General features: G+C 39.5%; 16 protein-coding genes and 2 pseudogenes. 14 read left to right on the top strand and 4 right to left on the bottom strand.

Annotated features, from left to right (window positions below; all coding sequences use genetic code 11):
* Nucleotide 1: 1 nt before the first annotated feature.
* On the top strand, nucleotides 2-3,004 hold the full coding sequence (locus QM450_RS08915) for a pneumococcal-type histidine triad protein (protein ID WP_414320344.1): 3,003 nt from the start codon (nucleotides 2-4) through the stop codon (nucleotides 3,002-3,004).
* Between the two features lie 76 nt (nucleotides 3,005-3,080).
* Here the strand turns inward: QM450_RS08915 and pepT are convergent, their stop codons facing one another.
* On the bottom strand, nucleotides 3,081-4,304 hold the full coding sequence (gene pepT, locus QM450_RS08910; RefSeq protein WP_414320343.1) for a peptidase T: 1,224 nt from the start codon (nucleotides 4,302-4,304) through the stop codon (nucleotides 3,081-3,083).
* Nucleotides 4,305-4,458: 154 nt separating this feature from the next.
* On the opposite strand from pepT, the gene hemH reads away from it, so the two are divergent.
* The gene (hemH, locus tag QM450_RS08905) at nucleotides 4,459-5,553 is read left to right on the top strand and encodes a ferrochelatase (protein WP_414320342.1); all 1,095 of its coding nucleotides are present in this window, start codon (nucleotides 4,459-4,461) and stop codon (nucleotides 5,551-5,553) included.
* Nucleotides 5,554-5,956: 403 nt separating this feature from the next.
* Here the strand turns inward: hemH and mnmE are convergent, their stop codons facing one another.
* Together mnmE and QM450_RS08895 are read right to left on the bottom strand one after the other, a co-directional pair.
* Nucleotides 5,957-7,330 carry a tRNA uridine-5-carboxymethylaminomethyl(34) synthesis GTPase MnmE gene (gene mnmE, locus QM450_RS08900; RefSeq protein ID WP_414320341.1) on the bottom strand — a complete coding sequence of 458 codons (1,374 nt, stop codon included), beginning with the start codon at nucleotides 7,328-7,330 and terminating at the stop codon, nucleotides 5,957-5,959.
* Between the two features lie 122 nt (nucleotides 7,331-7,452).
* Nucleotides 7,453-7,635 carry a 4-oxalocrotonate tautomerase gene (locus QM450_RS08895; RefSeq protein WP_001117401.1) on the bottom strand — a complete coding sequence of 61 codons (183 nt, stop codon included), beginning with the start codon at nucleotides 7,633-7,635 and terminating at the stop codon, nucleotides 7,453-7,455.
* A 122-nt stretch (nucleotides 7,636-7,757) separates the two neighbouring features.
* On the opposite strand from QM450_RS08895, the gene QM450_RS08890 reads away from it, so the two are divergent.
* From QM450_RS08890 to QM450_RS08835, 12 genes and pseudogenes are all read left to right on the top strand, one after another.
* Entirely contained in the window at nucleotides 7,758-8,357 is a 600-nt protein-coding gene (locus tag QM450_RS08890; protein ID WP_414320340.1) for a thymidine kinase, read from the top strand.
* On the top strand, nucleotides 8,347-8,826 hold the full coding sequence (locus QM450_RS08885) for a GNAT family N-acetyltransferase (protein WP_414320339.1): 480 nt from the start codon (nucleotides 8,347-8,349) through the stop codon (nucleotides 8,824-8,826). The genes QM450_RS08890 and QM450_RS08885 overlap by 11 nt, the downstream gene beginning before the upstream one ends.
* 9 nt (nucleotides 8,827-8,835) lie before the next feature.
* On the top strand, nucleotides 8,836-9,915 hold the full coding sequence (prfA, locus tag QM450_RS08880; protein ID WP_001028810.1) for a peptide chain release factor 1: 1,080 nt from the start codon (nucleotides 8,836-8,838) through the stop codon (nucleotides 9,913-9,915).
* Nucleotides 9,915-10,751 (top strand): peptide chain release factor N(5)-glutamine methyltransferase, encoded by an 837-nt coding sequence (gene prmC, locus QM450_RS08875; protein WP_311522716.1) that lies wholly within the window; start codon nucleotides 9,915-9,917, stop codon nucleotides 10,749-10,751. The genes prfA and prmC overlap by 1 nt, the downstream gene beginning before the upstream one ends.
* Nucleotides 10,735-11,337 carry an L-threonylcarbamoyladenylate synthase gene (locus QM450_RS08870; protein ID WP_414320338.1) on the top strand — a complete coding sequence of 201 codons (603 nt, stop codon included), beginning with the start codon at nucleotides 10,735-10,737 and terminating at the stop codon, nucleotides 11,335-11,337. The genes prmC and QM450_RS08870 overlap by 17 nt, the downstream gene beginning before the upstream one ends.
* A gap of 1 nt (nucleotide 11,338) precedes the next feature.
* Nucleotides 11,339-11,770, top strand: coding sequence for a GNAT family N-acetyltransferase (locus tag QM450_RS08865; protein WP_414320337.1), 432 nt, complete (start codon nucleotides 11,339-11,341; stop codon nucleotides 11,768-11,770).
* Nucleotides 11,771-11,837: 67 nt separating this feature from the next.
* Nucleotides 11,838-13,094 (top strand): serine hydroxymethyltransferase, encoded by a 1,257-nt coding sequence (gene glyA, locus QM450_RS08860; protein WP_414320336.1) that lies wholly within the window; start codon nucleotides 11,838-11,840, stop codon nucleotides 13,092-13,094.
* 7 nt (nucleotides 13,095-13,101) lie between these two features.
* A complete protein-coding gene (locus tag QM450_RS08855) occupies nucleotides 13,102-14,076 on the top strand; it encodes a nucleoid-associated protein (RefSeq protein ID WP_414320335.1) in 975 nt (324 codons plus the stop codon).
* Nucleotides 14,076-14,678: a lysozyme family protein gene (locus QM450_RS08850; protein ID WP_075231768.1), complete on the top strand. Its 603-nt coding sequence runs from the start codon at nucleotides 14,076-14,078 to the stop codon at nucleotides 14,676-14,678. Before QM450_RS08855 ends, QM450_RS08850 begins: the two co-directional genes overlap by 1 nt.
* A gap of 82 nt (nucleotides 14,679-14,760) precedes the next feature.
* Nucleotides 14,761-15,735 (top strand): DUF1002 domain-containing protein, encoded by a 975-nt coding sequence (locus QM450_RS08845; protein ID WP_414320334.1) that lies wholly within the window; start codon nucleotides 14,761-14,763, stop codon nucleotides 15,733-15,735.
* Nucleotides 15,736-15,809: 74 nt separating this feature from the next.
* Entirely contained in the window at nucleotides 15,810-17,165 is a 1,356-nt protein-coding gene (rlmD, locus tag QM450_RS08840; protein ID WP_414320333.1) for a 23S rRNA (uracil(1939)-C(5))-methyltransferase RlmD, read from the top strand.
* A 147-nt stretch (nucleotides 17,166-17,312) separates the two neighbouring features.
* Nucleotides 17,313-17,510: pseudogene (locus QM450_RS08835) on the top strand (CPBP family intramembrane glutamate endopeptidase); the annotation flags it as partial.
* A gap of 15 nt (nucleotides 17,511-17,525) precedes the next feature.
* Here the strand turns inward: QM450_RS08835 and QM450_RS08830 are convergent.
* Nucleotides 17,526-17,633, bottom strand: a pseudogene (locus QM450_RS08830) (IS5/IS1182 family transposase); the annotation flags it as partial.

Raw genomic sequence — 17,633 nt, 5'->3', positions numbered from 1 at the left:
TATGAAGATTAATAAAAAATATCTAGCGGGATCTGCAGTGGTCCTTGCCTTAAGTGTCTGTGCTTATGCTTTAAATCAACATCAAGCACCTGAGAAAAAAGATGACAACCGTGTATCCTACGTTGATGGTAAAGAGTCTGAAGCTAAAAAGAATGAAACTCTGACACCAGACCAAGTTAACAAGAAGGAAGGCATAGAAGCTGAACAGATTGTTACCAAAATCACTGATCAAGGTTATGTGACTTCCCACGGCGACCACTTCCATTACTATAATGGTAAAGTGCCTTATGATGCTATCTTTAGTGAAGAACTGGTCATGAAAGATCCAAACTATCAGTTGCGTGATCAAGATATTGTCAATGAGATTAAAGGTGGCTATATCATCAAAGTTGATGGCAAATACTATGTCTATCTAAAAGATGCTAGCCATGCAGACAATGTTCGTACCAAAGACCAAATTGAGCGTCAGAAACGGGAAGGCACATCAGATAGAGGAAATGAAACTAAGGAAGTCCTTGCTGCACGAGCTCAAGGCCGATATACAACGGATGATGGTTATGTCTTTAATGCTGCAGATATCATTGAAGATACAGGTGATGCCTATATCGTTCCTCACGGTGGACATTATCACTACGTTCCAAAGAGTGCACTTTCCTCAAGCGAGTTGGCTGCTGCACAAGCCTATCTGGCTGGCAGGAGAAGTCAACCGAGTGTGACGGACTATAAACCGAATCCAAGTGTTGAACCAAGTCCTCAAGCAGATAACTCAGCTACAAACAAACCAGTAGCTCAAGCGGACGACCTTCAAAGTCTTCTTGCTCAGTTATATGCTTTACCAGTTAGTCAACGCTATCGAGAATCTGATGGTTTGGTATTTGACCCAGCTAAAATTACCAGTCGTACACCATCAGGGGTGGCCATTCCACACGGTAATCACTACCATTTCATTCCCTATAGTAGTATGTCTGATTTAGAACAAAAGATTGCTCGTTTGATGCCACTTTCAGGTCTTGTAACACCATCAAATCCTGTAGAAACTCCAAGCAAACCTAGTGGAGATCATGAACACAACCATGACCATGAAGATGCTAATCATGACCATCATAATGATGGAGAAGAGCACGATCATGGATTTGCAGCTGAGCGAGTGATTAGTGAGGATGAGCAAGGTTTTGTGGTTTCACATGGAGATCACAATCACTATTTCTTTAAAAAGGATTTATCAACAGAGCAGATTAAGGCTGCTCAGGAGCACTTGAAGGAACATCATCAGGTAGAACCTGTTAAACCACTTGCAAAAAATGTAGAAGCATTCTCTCGAGATGCCAGCGATGAAGAAAAGATAGCTTATATCTCTAAAACATATGGTGTTCCGCTTGAAGCGATCCGAATTTCAAATGGATTCTTTGTATTTGGAAATCCAGACCAGGCTTATGACCCAACTCACATTCACCCTTATGCAGTTCGAAAGGAACACGTTCGTATTCCTCTCCAAACAGGTGATGCAGAGCTTGATTTCCTAAACGAACTCTATACAACTGCTTTACGTGATGGCGTTTCTCCTTATAGTTTGCAGGTTGAAAATGGTAGCTTCGTCATTCCTCACGGTGATCATAATCACTACATCAAAGTACAAACTAAAGGCTATGAAGTGGCTTTGAAACATAAGATTCCTGCCTTGCAATCTAACTACCAACCAGGAGCCTTTGATGAAGCTACTGTTCAAAATAAGGTTGATCAACTTCTAGCAGAAAGTCGTGAAGTTTATAAAGATAAACCAATTTTACAAAGACAAATTGAGCTTGCTTTGGGGCAATTCTCTGAAAATATGAAGAAACTCTCAACCAACTCAACTGCAGGATATTTGACAGCTTTGGATTTGTTTGATAAGCAGTATATCCACGTTGACTCTAGTGTAAAACCAACAGAAATCAGTCCTTTAGACAAGAAATATCAAGCTTTAGTAGATAAGATTAATACCTTGGATACGGATGCTTATGGACTTCCTAAAAAGGATCTCTTGGCTCAACTCCAAGAAAATAAATTAGCCCAAGATGAAGCTGGTTTAGATGCTGTTGAAGCTAAACTAGAAGCACTTCAGGACTTTAATGATCGTACTGGAGTTACAACAGTCGAGTACATTAAGTATTTCTATCAACATTTATCTGATAATCACTTAAATGACACTCTTAGAAATAAAGTTGCCAACTTAACTTGGACCCTTTATCAGTCACAATCCTTCCTTAAGGCGACTGACTTAAACAAACTCTTCCCTGAAATCTATCAAACAAAATTAGAGGTAGAAGAAGCAGTGAAGAATGAATCTGTTGCTCATAAACCTTCTGAAACGATTTTAGATACTGAAAAAGTGGATGGTCATAGTGCAAAAACTGCAGTTTATGAATTTTTGAAAGGTTTGTATGATGATATTAAGCCTGAGGAACAAAGCAATCATGTTCGAAAAGGTCAAGTAGAAGAACTCTTAACAAAAGCTGATGAATTAGTGGCTCAAGTTAAAGAAGAAGGTGTTAAAGCTTCCCTTGCTGACGAAGTGAAAAATCTGAAAGCTGCTCTAGATAAAGACGATGCAGACCTTGATGAACTAAACACACAAGTTCAAGATCTTCTAAAACGAATTTCACAAATCATTCAGACTGAACGTGAGAATGCTAATCAAGACCCAGAGGTTTTAGTTCTTTATCAAAAACTATACAACGGAGTTATTGCCCTTCATACTTATTTGGAAGTGAATAATGGTTCTGATGCTGACTTTGAAAAAGTCGATGCTCTGTTTGATAAACTAGCAGCAGCTAGCAAAGACAAGCAAGCTCTTTTATCTCTTGCTCAAGAAATCGTTTTGTTAAACGAAGAATTTCAATCCAAAGTTAAGCCAGCTGAAGCTAGCACAGAAACAGCCAATACAGAAACAAACGATAAGCAAGCTGAGTCAAACATAACTCCTGCAACTAGCTCTCCAGAAACAAGAGAAAAAGTAGCAGAATAACAAAAAGTTCAGACAGCTACCGTGTCAAAAGTAGGCTGCTGATAAAAAAGAGGTCGGGAATGTTTTCCCGATCTCTTTAGTCTTTATAAGACACAATTCCAACGATAGTGTCAACAGCACGCTCCATAGTTTGAAGGCTGACGTATTCAAAACGACCGTGCATATTTTCACCACCAGCAAAGATATTTGGTGTAGGAATTCCCATAAAGGAAATTTTAGAACCGTCTGTTCCTCCACGGATAGGTTCGATAATTGGTGTAATATCAAGACTTTCCATGACTGCTTTAGCGATGGTGATTGGAGTCATATCTTTTTCGATGACTTCCTTCATGTTGTAATACTGGTCTGTCAAAGTCAAGGTTACACGATCACTACCAAGTTCTTGGTTCATCTTATCAGCAATAGCTTGCATGGCATCTTTACGCGCTTCGAAGTTTTCTTTTTCGAAGTCACGAATGATGTAGCTGGCACGCGCTTCCTCAACACTACCAGTTATATCCATGAGATGGTAGAAACCTTGGTAACCATCAGTCAATTCAGGTCGATCACCAGCTGGAAGTTGGTTGTGGAAATCAATCGCTAACTGAAGGGCGTTAACCATCTGTCCTTTAGCCGTTCCTGGGTGAACATTACGACCTTGGAAATGAAGTTCAGCACCGGCGGCTGAGAAGGTTTCGTATTGCAATTCCCCAAGAGGTCCGCCATCAACTGTATAAGCAAAGTCAACATTGAAGTCCTCTGCATCAAATTTATTGGCACCAACACCGATTTCTTCATCAGGTCCGAAGCCAACACGGATTTCACAGTGTTTAATCTCAGGATGAGCAGTCAAGTATTCGATAGCTGTCATGATTTCAGCGATACCAGATTTGTCATCAGCCCCGAGCAAAGTAGTTCCATCAGTAGTTATCAAGGTTTGCCCAGGATATTTCTCTAGGTTCTTGAAATCTGCTGGATTAAGCTTGAAACCAGAATTACCAAGCTCGATAACACCACCGTCGTAGTTTTCAATAACTTGTGGATTGACACCTTCAGCATTAAAATCAGCTGTATCCATGTGGGAGATAAAACCGATCTTACGAGTCAAACTTGGGTCGTTGGCTGGTAAGGTTCCGATAGCAAAACCGTTTGGTAGGTAGTAAACATTTTGCAAACCAACACGTTTCATCTCAGGGATGAGGACATTGGTTGCGAAGTCTACTTGACTTTGAGTACTTGGTGTAGTGGTTGAATGTTCGTCAGAACGAGTATTGACTTTGACATAAGTCAAAAAACGCTCCAACAATGTTGGATATTTCATCGTAACTCCTTTTTTCCTTCTTTTAAAACCATTGTATCATAGAAAGAATAGAAAAACAAAAGTCAGAAGGGAGGTAATATTCTTATGTTAGCGTTTACTTATGGCTGTTTTAGTGATACAATAAAAAAGATAAAAATATCACAAGGATGCAGAGATGAAAAAAGCGATTTTAATGATGACATTTGGTTCCCCAGAAGAGATTACCTTTGAAGGAGTAGCCGACTTTTTTACCAACATTCGTCGTGGAGTTCGACCTCAAGATCACGAGATTCAAACACTTTATGATAATTATGTTCGAATTGGAGGAACTCCACTTCAAAAAATTACCCGTGAAGAAGTTGCCTTAGTAGATGCTAGATTGGGAAACGAATATAGTGTCTATTTTGCCAATAAATTTTCACCCCCCTTTATTCCAGATGTGATTCGGAAAATGGAAGCAGATGGAATTGAAAAGTGTATTTGCTTGATTTTGGAGCCACACTATTCCTTTTACTCTGTCATGGGGTACGAAAAGTTTCTGGAAAGCAAACAAATTCAGTTTTTAGTTATTAAGGACTGGTATCAAGAAGAAGCCCTATTAAACTATTGGACAGCTGAAATTGCTAAGATTTTAAAAGAAAAGGTGAAACAGGATAGCTTTAAAGTCATCTTTTCTGCCCACAGTGTGCCCATTTTTGCCTTGGATTTTGGTGATCCCTATATCGACCAGATTTTCGAGAATAGCAAGTTAATTGCTGAGAAATTAGGCTTGAAACCAGAGCAATATACCAACACTTGGCAGAGTGAAAGTGATATTGGTGTTCCTTGGATTAAACCAGATGTTCTGGAATATCTTAGAGAACAGGAAGAACATCCAGAGCATTATATTTTTGTACCTATTAGTTTTATTAGTGAACACATTGAAGTTTTGTTTGACAACGATGTGGAATGTCATGACTTGTGTCAGGAATTGGAGGTGAACTACCATCGTCCACCAATGCCAAATACAGATTCTCGTTTGATTGATGCCTTGGTCAATATTATCCGAGCTAACGAACATAAGGAATTTAGAGAATTCCTCCCAGAAGAAGAGACCTTTGATGAATTAGTCCCTTCGGATGAAACTAAGAATATTTTAGATGAATCACAAGACTTACAAATGCCAGAATTTGTTAAAAAATTAATTGAGAAAAAAGGTCGTGAAAATGTCAAGATGCCTTATTTAATCAAAAAAATGCTTGAAAAAGCTGGCAAATTACCCAAAGACTAAGTGAAAATAGAAAAGAACTGGTAATACTCTTCGAAAATCAAATTCAAACTGCGTCAGCGTCGCCTTGCCGTACTCAAGTACAGCCTGCGGCTAGTTTCCTAGTTTGCTCTTTGATTTTCATTGAGTATAAGGTTTGTTTCAGATTTCTGCTAAGGCAGTATATAACTTAGAAGGTGAAAGAAAAAGCGGTGGGACAGAAATCGATAGACAAAGTCTTGATTTCGTAGTCCCAGCCCCGCGAGGATGATTAGGAGCTTTTTGGAGTCTAAAAGACGAACAAAAAGTTCAATTAGCTACCGCGTCAAATTATGATTGATAATCATTGATAATAAAAAGTGAGGTCGGGATCGTTTTGTCCCAACCTCTTTTTAGGAGACTAGTATTTTTTTGACCTAGTTTTTTCTTATTTACCCAAACAAAATTGGCTGAACAACTGTGTAATGAGTTCATCTGGAGCAGCATCCCCAGTGATTTCTCCGAGGATTTCCCAAGTACGTGTCAAATCAACTTGAAGTAAGTCAACTGGCATACCGAGCTCAAGTCCTTCGTTAACAGCTTGCAGGCTTTCAACTGCCTTTTCAATTAAAGAAATGTGGCGAGCATTGGACAAGTAAGTAGCATCTTGTTCGACCAAGCCAGCATTTTCAAAGAAGAGGTTATTGATGCGCTCTTCAATCTTATTAATATTTTGGTTTTTAAGAACTGAAATACGGATGACGTCTTCAGGAAGTTCCTGAGTTTCAATAGCCTCAGGTAGGTCAGTTTTGTTGAGAAGAATGATTCGATTAGTATCTTGACTAATTTCAAGAAGTTGTCGGTCTTGGGCAGTTAGAGGTTCGCTGGCGTTTAAGACAAGTAGTACCAAGTCAGCTTCCTTAAGGGCTTTTTTCGAACGCTCAACACCGATTTGTTCTACAATGTCATCTGTTTCACGAATACCGGCTGTATCAATCAATTTGAGAGGTACACCATTGATGTTGACGTATTCTTCGATGACATCACGGGTGGTACCGGCGATGTCGGTTACGATTGCCTTGTCTTCACGCAAGAGGTTGTTGAGAAGGCTGGATTTTCCAACGTTGGGTCGTCCGATGATGGCAGTGGAAATTCCTTCACGGAGGATTTTACCACGTCGGGCTGTTCGAAGGAGATTGGTTAGCAATTGCTCAAACTCAATAGTCTTCTCGCGAACTACGGCAGTAGTAGCTTCCTCAACATCGTCATACTCAGGATAATCAATATTAACCTCGACTTGGGCTAGTGTATTGAGGATCTCCTGACGAGTATTGTTAATGAGGTCAGATAAAGAACCGTCTAGTTGCTTGACTGCAATATTCATGGCCTTGTCTGTCTTGGCACGGATGATATCCATAACAGCCTCGGCCTGAGTCAAGTCTACACGACCGTTAAGGAAGGCACGCTTGGTAAATTCTCCAGGTTCTGCCATACGAGCACCTTCACGGATAGCCAGTTGAAGAATTTCATTGGTTACAGCGATTCCACCGTGGGTGTTAATCTCGATGATATCCTCACGAGTGAAGGTCTTTGGAGACTTCATAGCTCCCACCATAACCTCATCCATGACCTTACCTGTCTGTGGGTCAACGATGTGGCCGTAGTTAAGTGTATGGCTGTCAACCTTACTTAAATCCTTGCCTTTAAAAATTTTTTGTGCAATAGCAAAGCTATTCGTTCCGCTTAAACGAACAATCCCAATAGCACCTTCACCTAGTGGAGTGGAGATTGCTGCAATGGTATCAAATTCCCGTGTAATCATTTCAATTCCTTTATAGTTTATTTGTTTGTATTGACTAATATCTCTTAAAATTGTAACAAAATATAGTGTTTTATTCAACGAATGGCACTTATAAAGAAAAGCCTAAGCAGATTGCTTAAGCTTTATTTAGTGCGCATTTCACCTTGTGGGAAATAGGTTCCTTCAGGCATATCGTTGATAATGACATGAACAGCAGATTGAGGGGCTCCAGTGTTGCGGACAACAGCTTCCGTTACTTCCTTAGCAAGAGCTTTCTTTTGCTCGAGCGTGCGACCTTCAAATAAATCGATGCGTACAAATGGCATAGTAGCTTCCTCCACTAGTTTTTGATTTCTTCTATTTTACCACATTTTGCCGTTTAAAGCTTCAGAAAATTATGATATACTAGAATGTAGCAAAAATTTAGAAATGGACGTGAAATAGAAGCATGGCACAGTTGTATTATCGTTATGGGACCATGAACTCTGGTAAGACGATTGAGATTCTTAAAGTAGCCTATAACTATGAGGAGCAAGGCAAAAGTGTTGTCATCATGACTTCAGCTCTTGATACCAGAGATGGTGTTGGCTATGTTTCAAGTCGGATTGGGATGAAAAGACCAGCAGTTGCTATTGAGGAAACGACTGATATCTTTGGATTTATCCGAGATTTACCAGAAACACCTTACTGTGTACTTGTCGATGAAGCCCAGTTTTTAAAGCGTCACCATGTTTACGATCTAGCTCGTGTTGTGGATGAGTTAGACATACCTGTTATGGCATTTGGTTTAAAAAATGACTTTCGTAATGAACTATTCGAAGGTTCAAAATATCTTCTGCTCTTAGCAGATAAGATTGACGAAATCAAGACCATTTGCCAGTATTGCAAGAAAAAAGCGACCATGGTCTTGCGTACGCAGAATGGTCTGCCAGTCTATGATGGTGAGCAGATCCAGATTGGTGGCAATGAAACCTATATCTCGGTTTGCCGTAAACATTATTTTGCACCACTGATAACATCTAAAAAGGAACAAGATAATGACAATTGAACTAAGAGATGTTACAATGGAAAATTATTTTGATGTTCTAAATTTGGATGTTAAGGAATATCAAAAACAATTTATTGCTACTAACGCAATTAGTTTAGCTGAAGCATATGTCTACACAAAAAATGGAGATTTTGTAGCTCCATTGGCAGTTTATGATAATGATGCAATCATAGGTTTTGTGATGTTAGCTTATGATAAAAAAATCGGAATTAGTAATGGAAATTATTTACTATTTCGTTTCATGATTGATAAGCATTTTCAAAATCAAGGATATTTTAAACCAATTATGGATAAGGTGCTAGACTATGTTCGGACAGAGACAGCAGGTTTATCCAATAAACTTTGGTTGTCTTATGAACCAGAAAATAAACATGCAAGATCTTGTTACCTCAGTTATGGATTTAAAGAAACTGGGGAAAAATTTGAGAACGAAGTAGTAGCAATCTATGATTTAACAATTGAGAAATAAGGAGAAAAAATGAACATCTATGATCAACTACAAGCTGTAGAAGACCGTTATGAAGAGTTGGGAGAATTGCTGAGCGACCCTGATGTGGTCTCTGATACCAAGCGTTTCATGGAGCTTTCAAAAGAGGAAGCTTCTACTCGTGATACCGTAACTGCCTATCGCGAATACAAACAAGTCCTTCAAAACATTATCGATGCCGAAGAGATGATTAAAGAATCAGGTGGAGATGCGGACTTGGAAGAAATGGCCAAGCAAGAACTCAAAGATGCCAAGGCTGAAAAAGAAGAATACGAAGAAAAACTAAAAATCTTGCTTCTTCCTAAAGATCCAAACGATGATAAGAACATCATCCTTGAAATCCGTGGAGCTGCTGGTGGAGATGAGGCAGCCCTCTTTGCTGGTGACCTTCTAACAATGTACCAAAAGTATGCTGAAGCCCAAGGTTGGCGCTTTGAAGTCATGGAAGCCTCTATGAACGGTGTTGGTGGTTTCAAAGAAGTGGTTGCCATGGTTTCAGGTCAGTCAGTTTACTCTAAGCTTAAGTATGAGTCTGGTGCCCATCGTGTTCAACGTGTCCCTGTGACAGAAAGCCAAGGTCGTGTTCATACCTCGACAGCGACAGTTCTAGTCATGCCTGAAGTGGAGGAAGTAGAGTACGATATTGATCCGAAAGACCTACGTGTCGATATCTACCATGCATCAGGTGCTGGTGGACAGAACGTCAATAAGGTTGCGACTGCCGTTCGTATCGTTCACTTGCCAACCAATATCAAGGTTGAAATGCAGGAAGAACGTACCCAGCAGAAAAACCGTGAGAAGGCTATGAAGATTATTCGTGCGCGTGTTGCTGACCACTTTGCACAGATTGCCCAAGACGAGCAGGACGCTGAGCGTAAGTCAACAATCGGAACTGGTGACCGTTCAGAACGTATTCGTACCTATAACTTCCCACAAAACCGTGTCACTGACCACCGTATTGGCTTGACTCTTCAAAAACTAGATACTATTTTGTCTGGTAAACTAGATGAAGTTGTGGACGCCTTGGTTCTTTACGACCAAACTCAAAAATTGGAAGAATTAAACAAATAATGAAATTAGCTCAAATTTTTAAGGATTTTGAGGAAAAGTTGATAGCACAGGGAGAGGAAGCAGAAAGCCTCTCCTTTGTCTATCGTAGCCTGAAAAATCTATCTTTTACAGACTTCGTCTTTGCTCTTCAGCAAGAAATTTCAGAGGAAGAAAGACGATTTGTAGAGGATATTTACACGAAACTGGTAGCTCATATACCCGCCCAGTATATTATTGGTCATGCTGAATTCTTTGAGATGCAGTTAAAAGTAGATGAGCGGGTCTTGATTCCTCGACCAGAGACAGAAGAGTTGGTGGAACTCATTTTGGCTGAGAATCCAAAGGAAAACCTCAAAGTTCTGGATATCGGAACAGGGAGTGGTGCTATTGCTCTTGCCTTAGCTAAAAATAGACCTGATTGGACAATCACAGCTGCCGATATTTCTCAAGATGCTTTGGATCTGGCGATGGAAAACGCTAATAAACAAGGTCTAACATTATCCTTTATTAAATCTGACTGTTTTTCCGAAATTTCTTCAAAATATGATATAATTGTATCCAATCCACCTTACATATCTCGAGTAGATGAGGCAGAAGTAGGTTTGAATGTTCTCCATTCAGAGCCACATTTAGCCCTCTTTGCAGATGAGGATGGTCTAGCGATCTATCGCAGAATTGCGGAAGAATCAAAGGACTTCCTAAATGATGGTGGTAAGATTTATCTTGAAATTGGCTACAAACAAGGACAAAGTGTACCTGCTCTCTTTAAGGAAAATTTTCCCGAGAAGCGAGTTCGAACTCTGAAAGACCAATTTGGCCAAGATAGGATGGTTGTCATTGATGATGGAGAAAATTAAGCACGAGCTTGAAAATGGTGGAGCTGTTGTTTTGCCAACGGAAACAGTTTATGGACTTTTTGCAAAAGCATTGGATAAAAAGGCAGTTGACCATGTTTATCAGCTTAAACGTCGCCCAAGAGACAAGGCACTTAATCTCAATGTCGCAAGTTTAGACGATATCTTGAACTTTTCTAAGAATCAGCCACCTTATCTCAATAAACTGGTTGAAAGTTTTTTGCCAGGCCCTTTGACCATTATCTTAGAAGCTAATGACAAGGTTCCTTACTGGGTCAATTCAGATTTGACGACTGTTGGATTTCGCATGCCGAGTCATCCAGTAACTCTGGACTTGATTCGTGAGTTTGGCCCCTTAATCGGACCTTCTGCCAATATCTCAGGGCAATCAAGTGGAGTAGATTTTCACAAGATTCTTCAAGATTTTGACCAAGAGGTCTTGGGACTAGAAGACGATGCTTTTTTAACAGGTCAGGATTCGACTATTTTAGACCTATCTGGTGACAAGGTGAAGATTCTACGCCAAGGAGCGATTACTCGAGAAGATATCCTTGTCAAGATACCAACAATTCCTTTTGAGGAGGTATGATATGCTACGTGATTTGAAAACAACAGATGTTGCAGCTATTTATGAGATTAACAAAGAAACTTTAGGCTATTCGTTTAGTTTAGAGGAAACGGCTAGTCAAATAGTTAAGTTATCTCAAGACTCCCATCACTACCTACTGGGTTTCGAGGATTTTACCAGCCATGACTTACTTGGTTATGTTCATGCCGAGGTTTATGAATCCCTTTATTCAAAACCAGGTTTTAATATTCTAGCTTTAGCAGTTTTACCTCAAATGCAAGGTAAAGGAATCGGTAAAGCTTTGCTTGAAGGGTTGGAGCAAGAAACAAAAAGACGCGGTTATGAGTTTATTCGCTTAAATTCTGCAGACCATCGTCTGGGTGCCCATGCATTTTACGAAAAAGTTGGTTATACTTGTGATAAAGTGCAGAAACGGTTTATTCGCATTTTTTAGTTTGGATTTTATATTCTTGTTGTAAAAACAAACTAAAAGACCTGTCACACTATAAAGGAGAAGACATATGATTTTTGACAAAGATGATTTTAAAGCTTATGACGCAGATCTTTGGAATGCTATTGCTAAGGAAGAAGAACGCCAACAAAACAACATCGAGTTGATTGCTTCTGAAAACGTCGTTTCTAAGGCTGTAATGGCAGCTCAAGGGTCTATCTTGACCAATAAATACGCCGAAGGTTACCCAGGACGTCGTTATTACGGTGGTACTGATGTAGTAGATATCGTTGAAAGTCTAGCTATTGAACGTGCAAAAGAAATCTTCGGTGCCAAGTTTGCCAATGTCCAACCTCACTCAGGAAGTCAAGCCAACTGTGCAGCCTATATGGCTTTAATTGAGCCAGGTGATACGGTCATGGGAATGGATTTGGCAGCAGGTGGTCACTTGACCCACGGAGCTCCTGTAAGCTTCTCTGGTCAAACCTACAACTTTGTTTCTTATAGTGTTGATCCTGAGACTGAACTCTTGGACTTTGACGCCATCTTGAAACAAGCTCAAGAAGTGAAACCCAAATTAATCGTTGCTGGTGCTTCAGCTTATTCTCAAATTATCGATTTCTCCAAATTCCGTGAGATTGCTGATGCTGTTGGTGCTAAACTCATGGTAGATATGGCTCATATTGCTGGTTTGGTTGCTGCAGGTCTTCATCCAAGTCCAATCCCTTATGCACATATTACAACAACAACGACCCACAAAACCCTTCGTGGACCACGTGGTGGTTTGATTTTGACTAATGACGAAGACCTTGCTAAGAAGATTAATTCTGCTATTTTCCCAGGTATCCAAGGTGGGCCATTAGAGCACGTTGTTGCTGCTAAGGCTGTTGCCTTTAAAGAGGTATTGGACCCAGCCTTCAAGGAATATGCAGCAAATGTTATTAAGAACAGCAAAGCCATGGCGGAGGTCTTCTTGCAAGATCCTGATTTCCGTATTATCTCTGGTGGTACAGAAAATCACCTCTTCCTAGTGGATGTAACCAAGGTTGTAGAAAACGGAAAAGTTGCTCAAAACTTGCTAGATGAGGTCAATATTACCCTAAATAAAAACTCAATCCCTTACGAAACTTTGTCACCATTTAAGACAAGTGGTATTCGTATCGGTGCAGCAGCAACAACTGCACGTGGATTTGGTCAAGAAGAAAGTCGTAAAGTGGCTGAGCTTATCATTAAAGCCCTTAAAAATGCAGAAAATGAAGCTGTCTTAGAAGAAGTGAGAAGAGAAGTCAAAGCCTTGACAGATGCCTTCCCATTGTATGAGGACTAATACTATTATGGACATTTATATTAAGAAAGCTATTATCCATCAGTTCAGCCCGGATGACACAGAGTTGTTTCTAGCGGATAAATTTCTCAATATCACTCCAAAAATCGAGGAATACTTGCGTAAAAAAGTGGAGCGTGTGTATTCAGATGAAGCTAAGACTGGGATTTTCGAAGAAGAAAATCCCTTCTTCAATCACATCACAGACGACTTATTGGAGACTTCAGTAACACTGGCAAATCTCTGGAAAGAGGAATTCAGTATTTCTGAAAATCTCAAGACTAACGACTTGATTTTTGTGCAGTTTTCTAAAGAAGGAGTAGAGCATTTTGCTTTTTTACGTATTGCCCTGCGTGAGACCTTGACCCACCTCGGTGGAGAGGTTGATAATCCAATCAAGCTGACTCAGAATAACCTGCCTGGATTTGGTACAGGGGCTGACGAGGCCTTAGTGGTCAATCTTCAAAGCCGAAAATATCATCTGATCGAAAAACGAATCAAGTATAACGGGACTTTTTTAAACTATTTTTCTGAGAATCTGATCCAGGCTCAGCCAAAGATTTCACCTAAAAAGTCTATCAAGGAACTTGAAAAAACGGCTCAGAGAATTGCTGAAACATTTAATACAGATGATTTTCAATTTCAATCTAAGGTCAAGTCTGCTATTTTCAACAACCTTGAAGAAAGCAATGAATTGTCTCCAGAAAAATTGGCAAATGACCTTTTTGACAACAATCTCACTGCACGTCTTAGCTTTATTGACCAAGTCAAGGAAGCAGTGCCAGAGCCAGTTCAGTTTGATGAAATCGATGCTAGTCGTCAATTAAAGAAATTTGAAAACCAAAAGCTTTCTCTGTCAAATGGGATTGAGTTAATCGTACCCAATAATATTTACCAAGATGCTGAGTCGGTCGAATTTATCCAAAATGACAATGGAACCTACTCTATCTTAATCAAAAACATCGAGGATATACAAAGCAAATAATGTTTAAATTTATAAGAAGGGTCTTGGTGCTTGTTCTTATCTTATTTACTGGCTATAAACTTTTCCATATGTATCGGGATGTAAAGCAGGTCATGACCTATCAATCCTTGGTACGAGAGGTTTTAAGTGAGCAAGATACGCCAGCAAATGAAGAACTAGTCCTGGCCATGATTTATACCGAAACCAAAGGGAAAGAAAGCGACGTGATGCAGTCAAGTGAGTCTGCTAGTGGAACTACAAATACGATTTCTGACAATAGGAGTAGTATTCGTCAGGGAATTCAAACCTTGACAGAGAATCTTTATTTAGCTCAAGAAAAGGGTGTAGATGCTTGGACTGCTGTACAGGCCTATAACTTTGGGCCTGCTTATATTGATTTTATCGCCCAAAATGGGAAAGAAAATACCCTTGCCCTAGCTAAACAATACTCAAGAGATACCGTTGCTCCGATTTTAGGAAATACAACTGGAAAAACCTATCGATATGTCAATCCAATTTCCATCTTTCAAGGTGGAGAACTTTATGTAGATGGAGGGAACTATTATTACTCTAGACAGGTTCAACTAAATCTCTATATTATTAAATTTTTTAATCTATTTTAAGCACTTAGAAAATTCTAGGTGTTTTTATAAGCTTTCTTTAAGGCTAATAGACTATCCTAGATAGGAAAAGGAGGAACGTCTCATGCGAAAGAAATTCTTTCTGACTAGTGCTGCAGTTCTTTTAGCAGTTGCAACTTTGCAAAGCGCTCAAGCAGCCACTGATGTTCAAAAAGTAATTGATGAAACTTATGTTCAACCTGAGTACGTCTTGGGTTCTTCTCTCACTGAAGATCAAAAAAATCAAACATTAAAAAAACTCGGCTATAACGCCTCTACAGATACCAAAGAACTGAAGACTATGACGCCAGATGTCTACTCAAAGATTATGAACGTCGCCAATGACTCTAGTCTCCAGCTCTATTCGTCTGCAAAAATTCAAAAATTAGGTGAAAAATCTCCACTTGAAGTGAAGATTGAAACCCCTGAAAATATTACTAAAGTGACCCAAGATATGTACCGTAATGCGGCCGTTACCTTGGGTGTGGAACATGCTCGTATCACCGTTGCTGCACCAATCCCTGTAACAGGTGAAAGTGCCCTAGCAGGTATTTACTATTCACTAGAATCTAATGGTGTTCAACTTCCTCAAGAAAATAAAGACCTAGCTCAGGAAGAACTAAAAGCCTTGTCAGACATCAACGACGAAAACAAGGACAAATCAGGCTATGATGCCAATAAACTCAATGTAGCCCTTGCCGATATCAAATCTGCTATCGCTAAAGCTAAAGAGTCCAAGGGTGAGCTTACTGAAGATGATGTTCGTAAGATTGTTGAAGATACGTTGAAAAATTATAAGTTGGATCAGGTTATAACAGGAAATCAGATCAATATCATCATCAACTTTGCCTTCAATCTTTCCAAGAGTGATATTCTCAATAACGAAGATTTCACAAAGACTCTAAAGGATCTGAAACAAAGTATCGTCGCGCAAGCAGGAGATAGTTTTAGCAATATAGACCTTAACTTTGATGCTAATAAAGCTATTCAAGACGGTGGCAATATCCTCAGTGCTATTTGGCAAGCAATTGTAAACTTTTTCAAGAGTTTTGGTGCTTAGGGTAATTCATGGTATAATAGATGGTAACAGAACAGTTGCCGTCTTTTTTTGTCGGCTGATAGAAAGTGAAAAATATGTTAAAGAAAAATGATATTGTAGAAGTAGAGATTGTCGATTTGACACATGAAGGAGCAGGTGTTGCCAAGGTAGATGGCTTGGTCTTTTTTGTAGAGAATGCTCTACCGACTGAGAAAATCCTCATGCGTGTCCTTAAAGTCAACAAGAAGATTGGTTTTGGTAAAGTCGAGGAATACCTTACGCAATCTCCACATCGTAACCAAGACTTAGATTTGGCTTACTTGCGTTCTGGAATCGCTGACCTAGGTCATCTAGCTTATCCAGAGCAACTCAAGTTCAAAAACAAGCAAGTAAAAGACAGTCTTTATAAGATTGCTGGAATTTCAGATGCAGAGGTTGCTGATACTCTTGGTATGGAAAATCCTATCAAGTATCGCAACAAGGCCCAGGTTCCTGTACGTAAAGTAAATGGTGTTCTAGAAACTGGCTTTTTCCGTAAAAATTCTCATGACCTTATGCCTCTAGAAGATTTTTATATTCAGGATCCAGTCATTGACCAGGTTATTGTGGCTTTGCGAGATTTGCTCCGTCGATATGATTTGAAGCCTTATGATGAAAAGGAACAGTCTGGTTTGATTCGTAACCTTGTTGTGCGTCGTGGACACCATTCAGGACAAATCATGGTTATCATAGTGTGTACACGTCCTAAAGTTTTCCGAGTAGAACAATTGATTGAACAACTAATCAAGCAATTTCCAGAAATTGTGTCTGTTATGCAGAATATCAATGACCAAAATACCAATGCCATTTTCGGGAAAGAATGGCGTACGATTTATGGTCAAGATTACATTACTGACCAAATGTTGGGCAATGATTTCCAAATCTCTGGACCAGCCTTTTACCAGGTCAATACAGAAATGGCAGAGAAGCTTTATCAGACAGCTATTGACTTTGCGGAGTTAAGTGAAGATGATGTGGTCATTGATGCTTACTCAGGAATTGGGACTATTGGCTTATCCGTCGCTAAGCATGTCAAGGAAGTCTATGGAGTAGAGGTCATCCCAGAAGCGGTAGAGAATAGCCAGAAAAATGCTGCTTTAAACAATATCAGCAATGCCCACTATGTTTGTGATACTGCTGAAAATGCCATGAAGAATTGGCTCAAGGAAGGCATCCAACCAACTGCCATCCTGGTTGACCCACCACGCAAGGGCTTGACTGAAAGCTTTATCAAAGCAAGCGCCCAAATAGGAGCTGACCGTATCGCCTATATCTCTTGTAATGTAGCAACCATGGCTCGAGATATCAAACTCTATCAAGAGCTAGGCTATGAATTGAAGAAAGTCCAGCCAGTGGATCTATTTCCACAAACGCACCACGTGGAGTGTGTAGCTTTGATGGTAAAAGCCTAGAAACCTTGTAACGAAAGGGATAATCAAAAGCCTTGATTGTAAGGCTTTTTTTGCATTTTTGTGATAGAATATAGGTAGTTATAATCGACAGCAACTAAGAAGCAGTAAAAATATTATTCATAAAATAATCAAGATAAGGGCAATAAAATGACAGCAATTGACAAAAAGAATTTAAAAAATTATCTTTATTGTACATTTGGAATTACTTATATAGCTTGGGGGATTCTTGCCATAATTACGCAATCTCATATTTTTGGATTAGAAACGATTATAGGAAGAACTTTACATATAGTAGGTGCACTTGGACCAGCTATTGCAAGTGGCTTTTATTTGAAAAGGAATAATAGACTTCCTGCGAAACTAAAATCCTAGTTCACGGTTGATAATGCCAGCAATCAAATTCATTCGTAATCCGAAGCGTTTACGTCGATTTCGATAGGTTGTTGAAAATATTTTAAACGTTTTTAC

Source organism: Streptococcus infantis (assembly GCF_047464615.1).
In the GTDB taxonomy this organism is placed as follows: domain Bacteria; phylum Bacillota; class Bacilli; order Lactobacillales; family Streptococcaceae; genus Streptococcus; species Streptococcus infantis_Y.
The sequence above is the reverse complement of the archived record's forward strand: the minus strand, read 5'-3'. Positions and strand labels throughout refer to the sequence as shown.

Bases quoted from the DNA above. Each gene is read 5' to 3' on its own strand.
- QM450_RS08915 (WP_414320344.1), top strand. From the start codon at position 2: ATGAAGATTAATAAAAAATATCTAGCGGGATCTGCAGTGGTCCTTGCC.
- pepT (WP_414320343.1), bottom strand. From the start codon at position 4,304: ATGAAATATCCAACATTGTTGGAGCGTTTTTTGACTTATGTCAAAGTC.
- hemH (WP_414320342.1), top strand. From the start codon at position 4,459: ATGAAAAAAGCGATTTTAATGATGACATTTGGTTCCCCAGAAGAGATT.
- mnmE (WP_414320341.1), bottom strand. From the start codon at position 7,330: ATGATTACACGGGAATTTGATACCATTGCAGCAATCTCCACTCCACTA.
- QM450_RS08895 (WP_001117401.1), bottom strand. From the start codon at position 7,635: ATGCCATTTGTACGCATCGATTTATTTGAAGGTCGCACGCTCGAGCAA.
- QM450_RS08890 (WP_414320340.1), top strand. From the start codon at position 7,758: ATGGCACAGTTGTATTATCGTTATGGGACCATGAACTCTGGTAAGACG.
- QM450_RS08885 (WP_414320339.1), top strand. From the start codon at position 8,347: ATGACAATTGAACTAAGAGATGTTACAATGGAAAATTATTTTGATGTT.
- prfA (WP_001028810.1), top strand. From the start codon at position 8,836: ATGAACATCTATGATCAACTACAAGCTGTAGAAGACCGTTATGAAGAG.
- prmC (WP_311522716.1), top strand. From the start codon at position 9,915: ATGAAATTAGCTCAAATTTTTAAGGATTTTGAGGAAAAGTTGATAGCA.
- QM450_RS08870 (WP_414320338.1), top strand. From the start codon at position 10,735: ATGATGGAGAAAATTAAGCACGAGCTTGAAAATGGTGGAGCTGTTGTT.
- QM450_RS08865 (WP_414320337.1), top strand. From the start codon at position 11,339: ATGCTACGTGATTTGAAAACAACAGATGTTGCAGCTATTTATGAGATT.
- glyA (WP_414320336.1), top strand. From the start codon at position 11,838: ATGATTTTTGACAAAGATGATTTTAAAGCTTATGACGCAGATCTTTGG.
- QM450_RS08855 (WP_414320335.1), top strand. From the start codon at position 13,102: ATGGACATTTATATTAAGAAAGCTATTATCCATCAGTTCAGCCCGGAT.
- QM450_RS08850 (WP_075231768.1), top strand. From the start codon at position 14,076: ATGTTTAAATTTATAAGAAGGGTCTTGGTGCTTGTTCTTATCTTATTT.
- QM450_RS08845 (WP_414320334.1), top strand. From the start codon at position 14,761: ATGCGAAAGAAATTCTTTCTGACTAGTGCTGCAGTTCTTTTAGCAGTT.
- rlmD (WP_414320333.1), top strand. From the start codon at position 15,810: ATGTTAAAGAAAAATGATATTGTAGAAGTAGAGATTGTCGATTTGACA.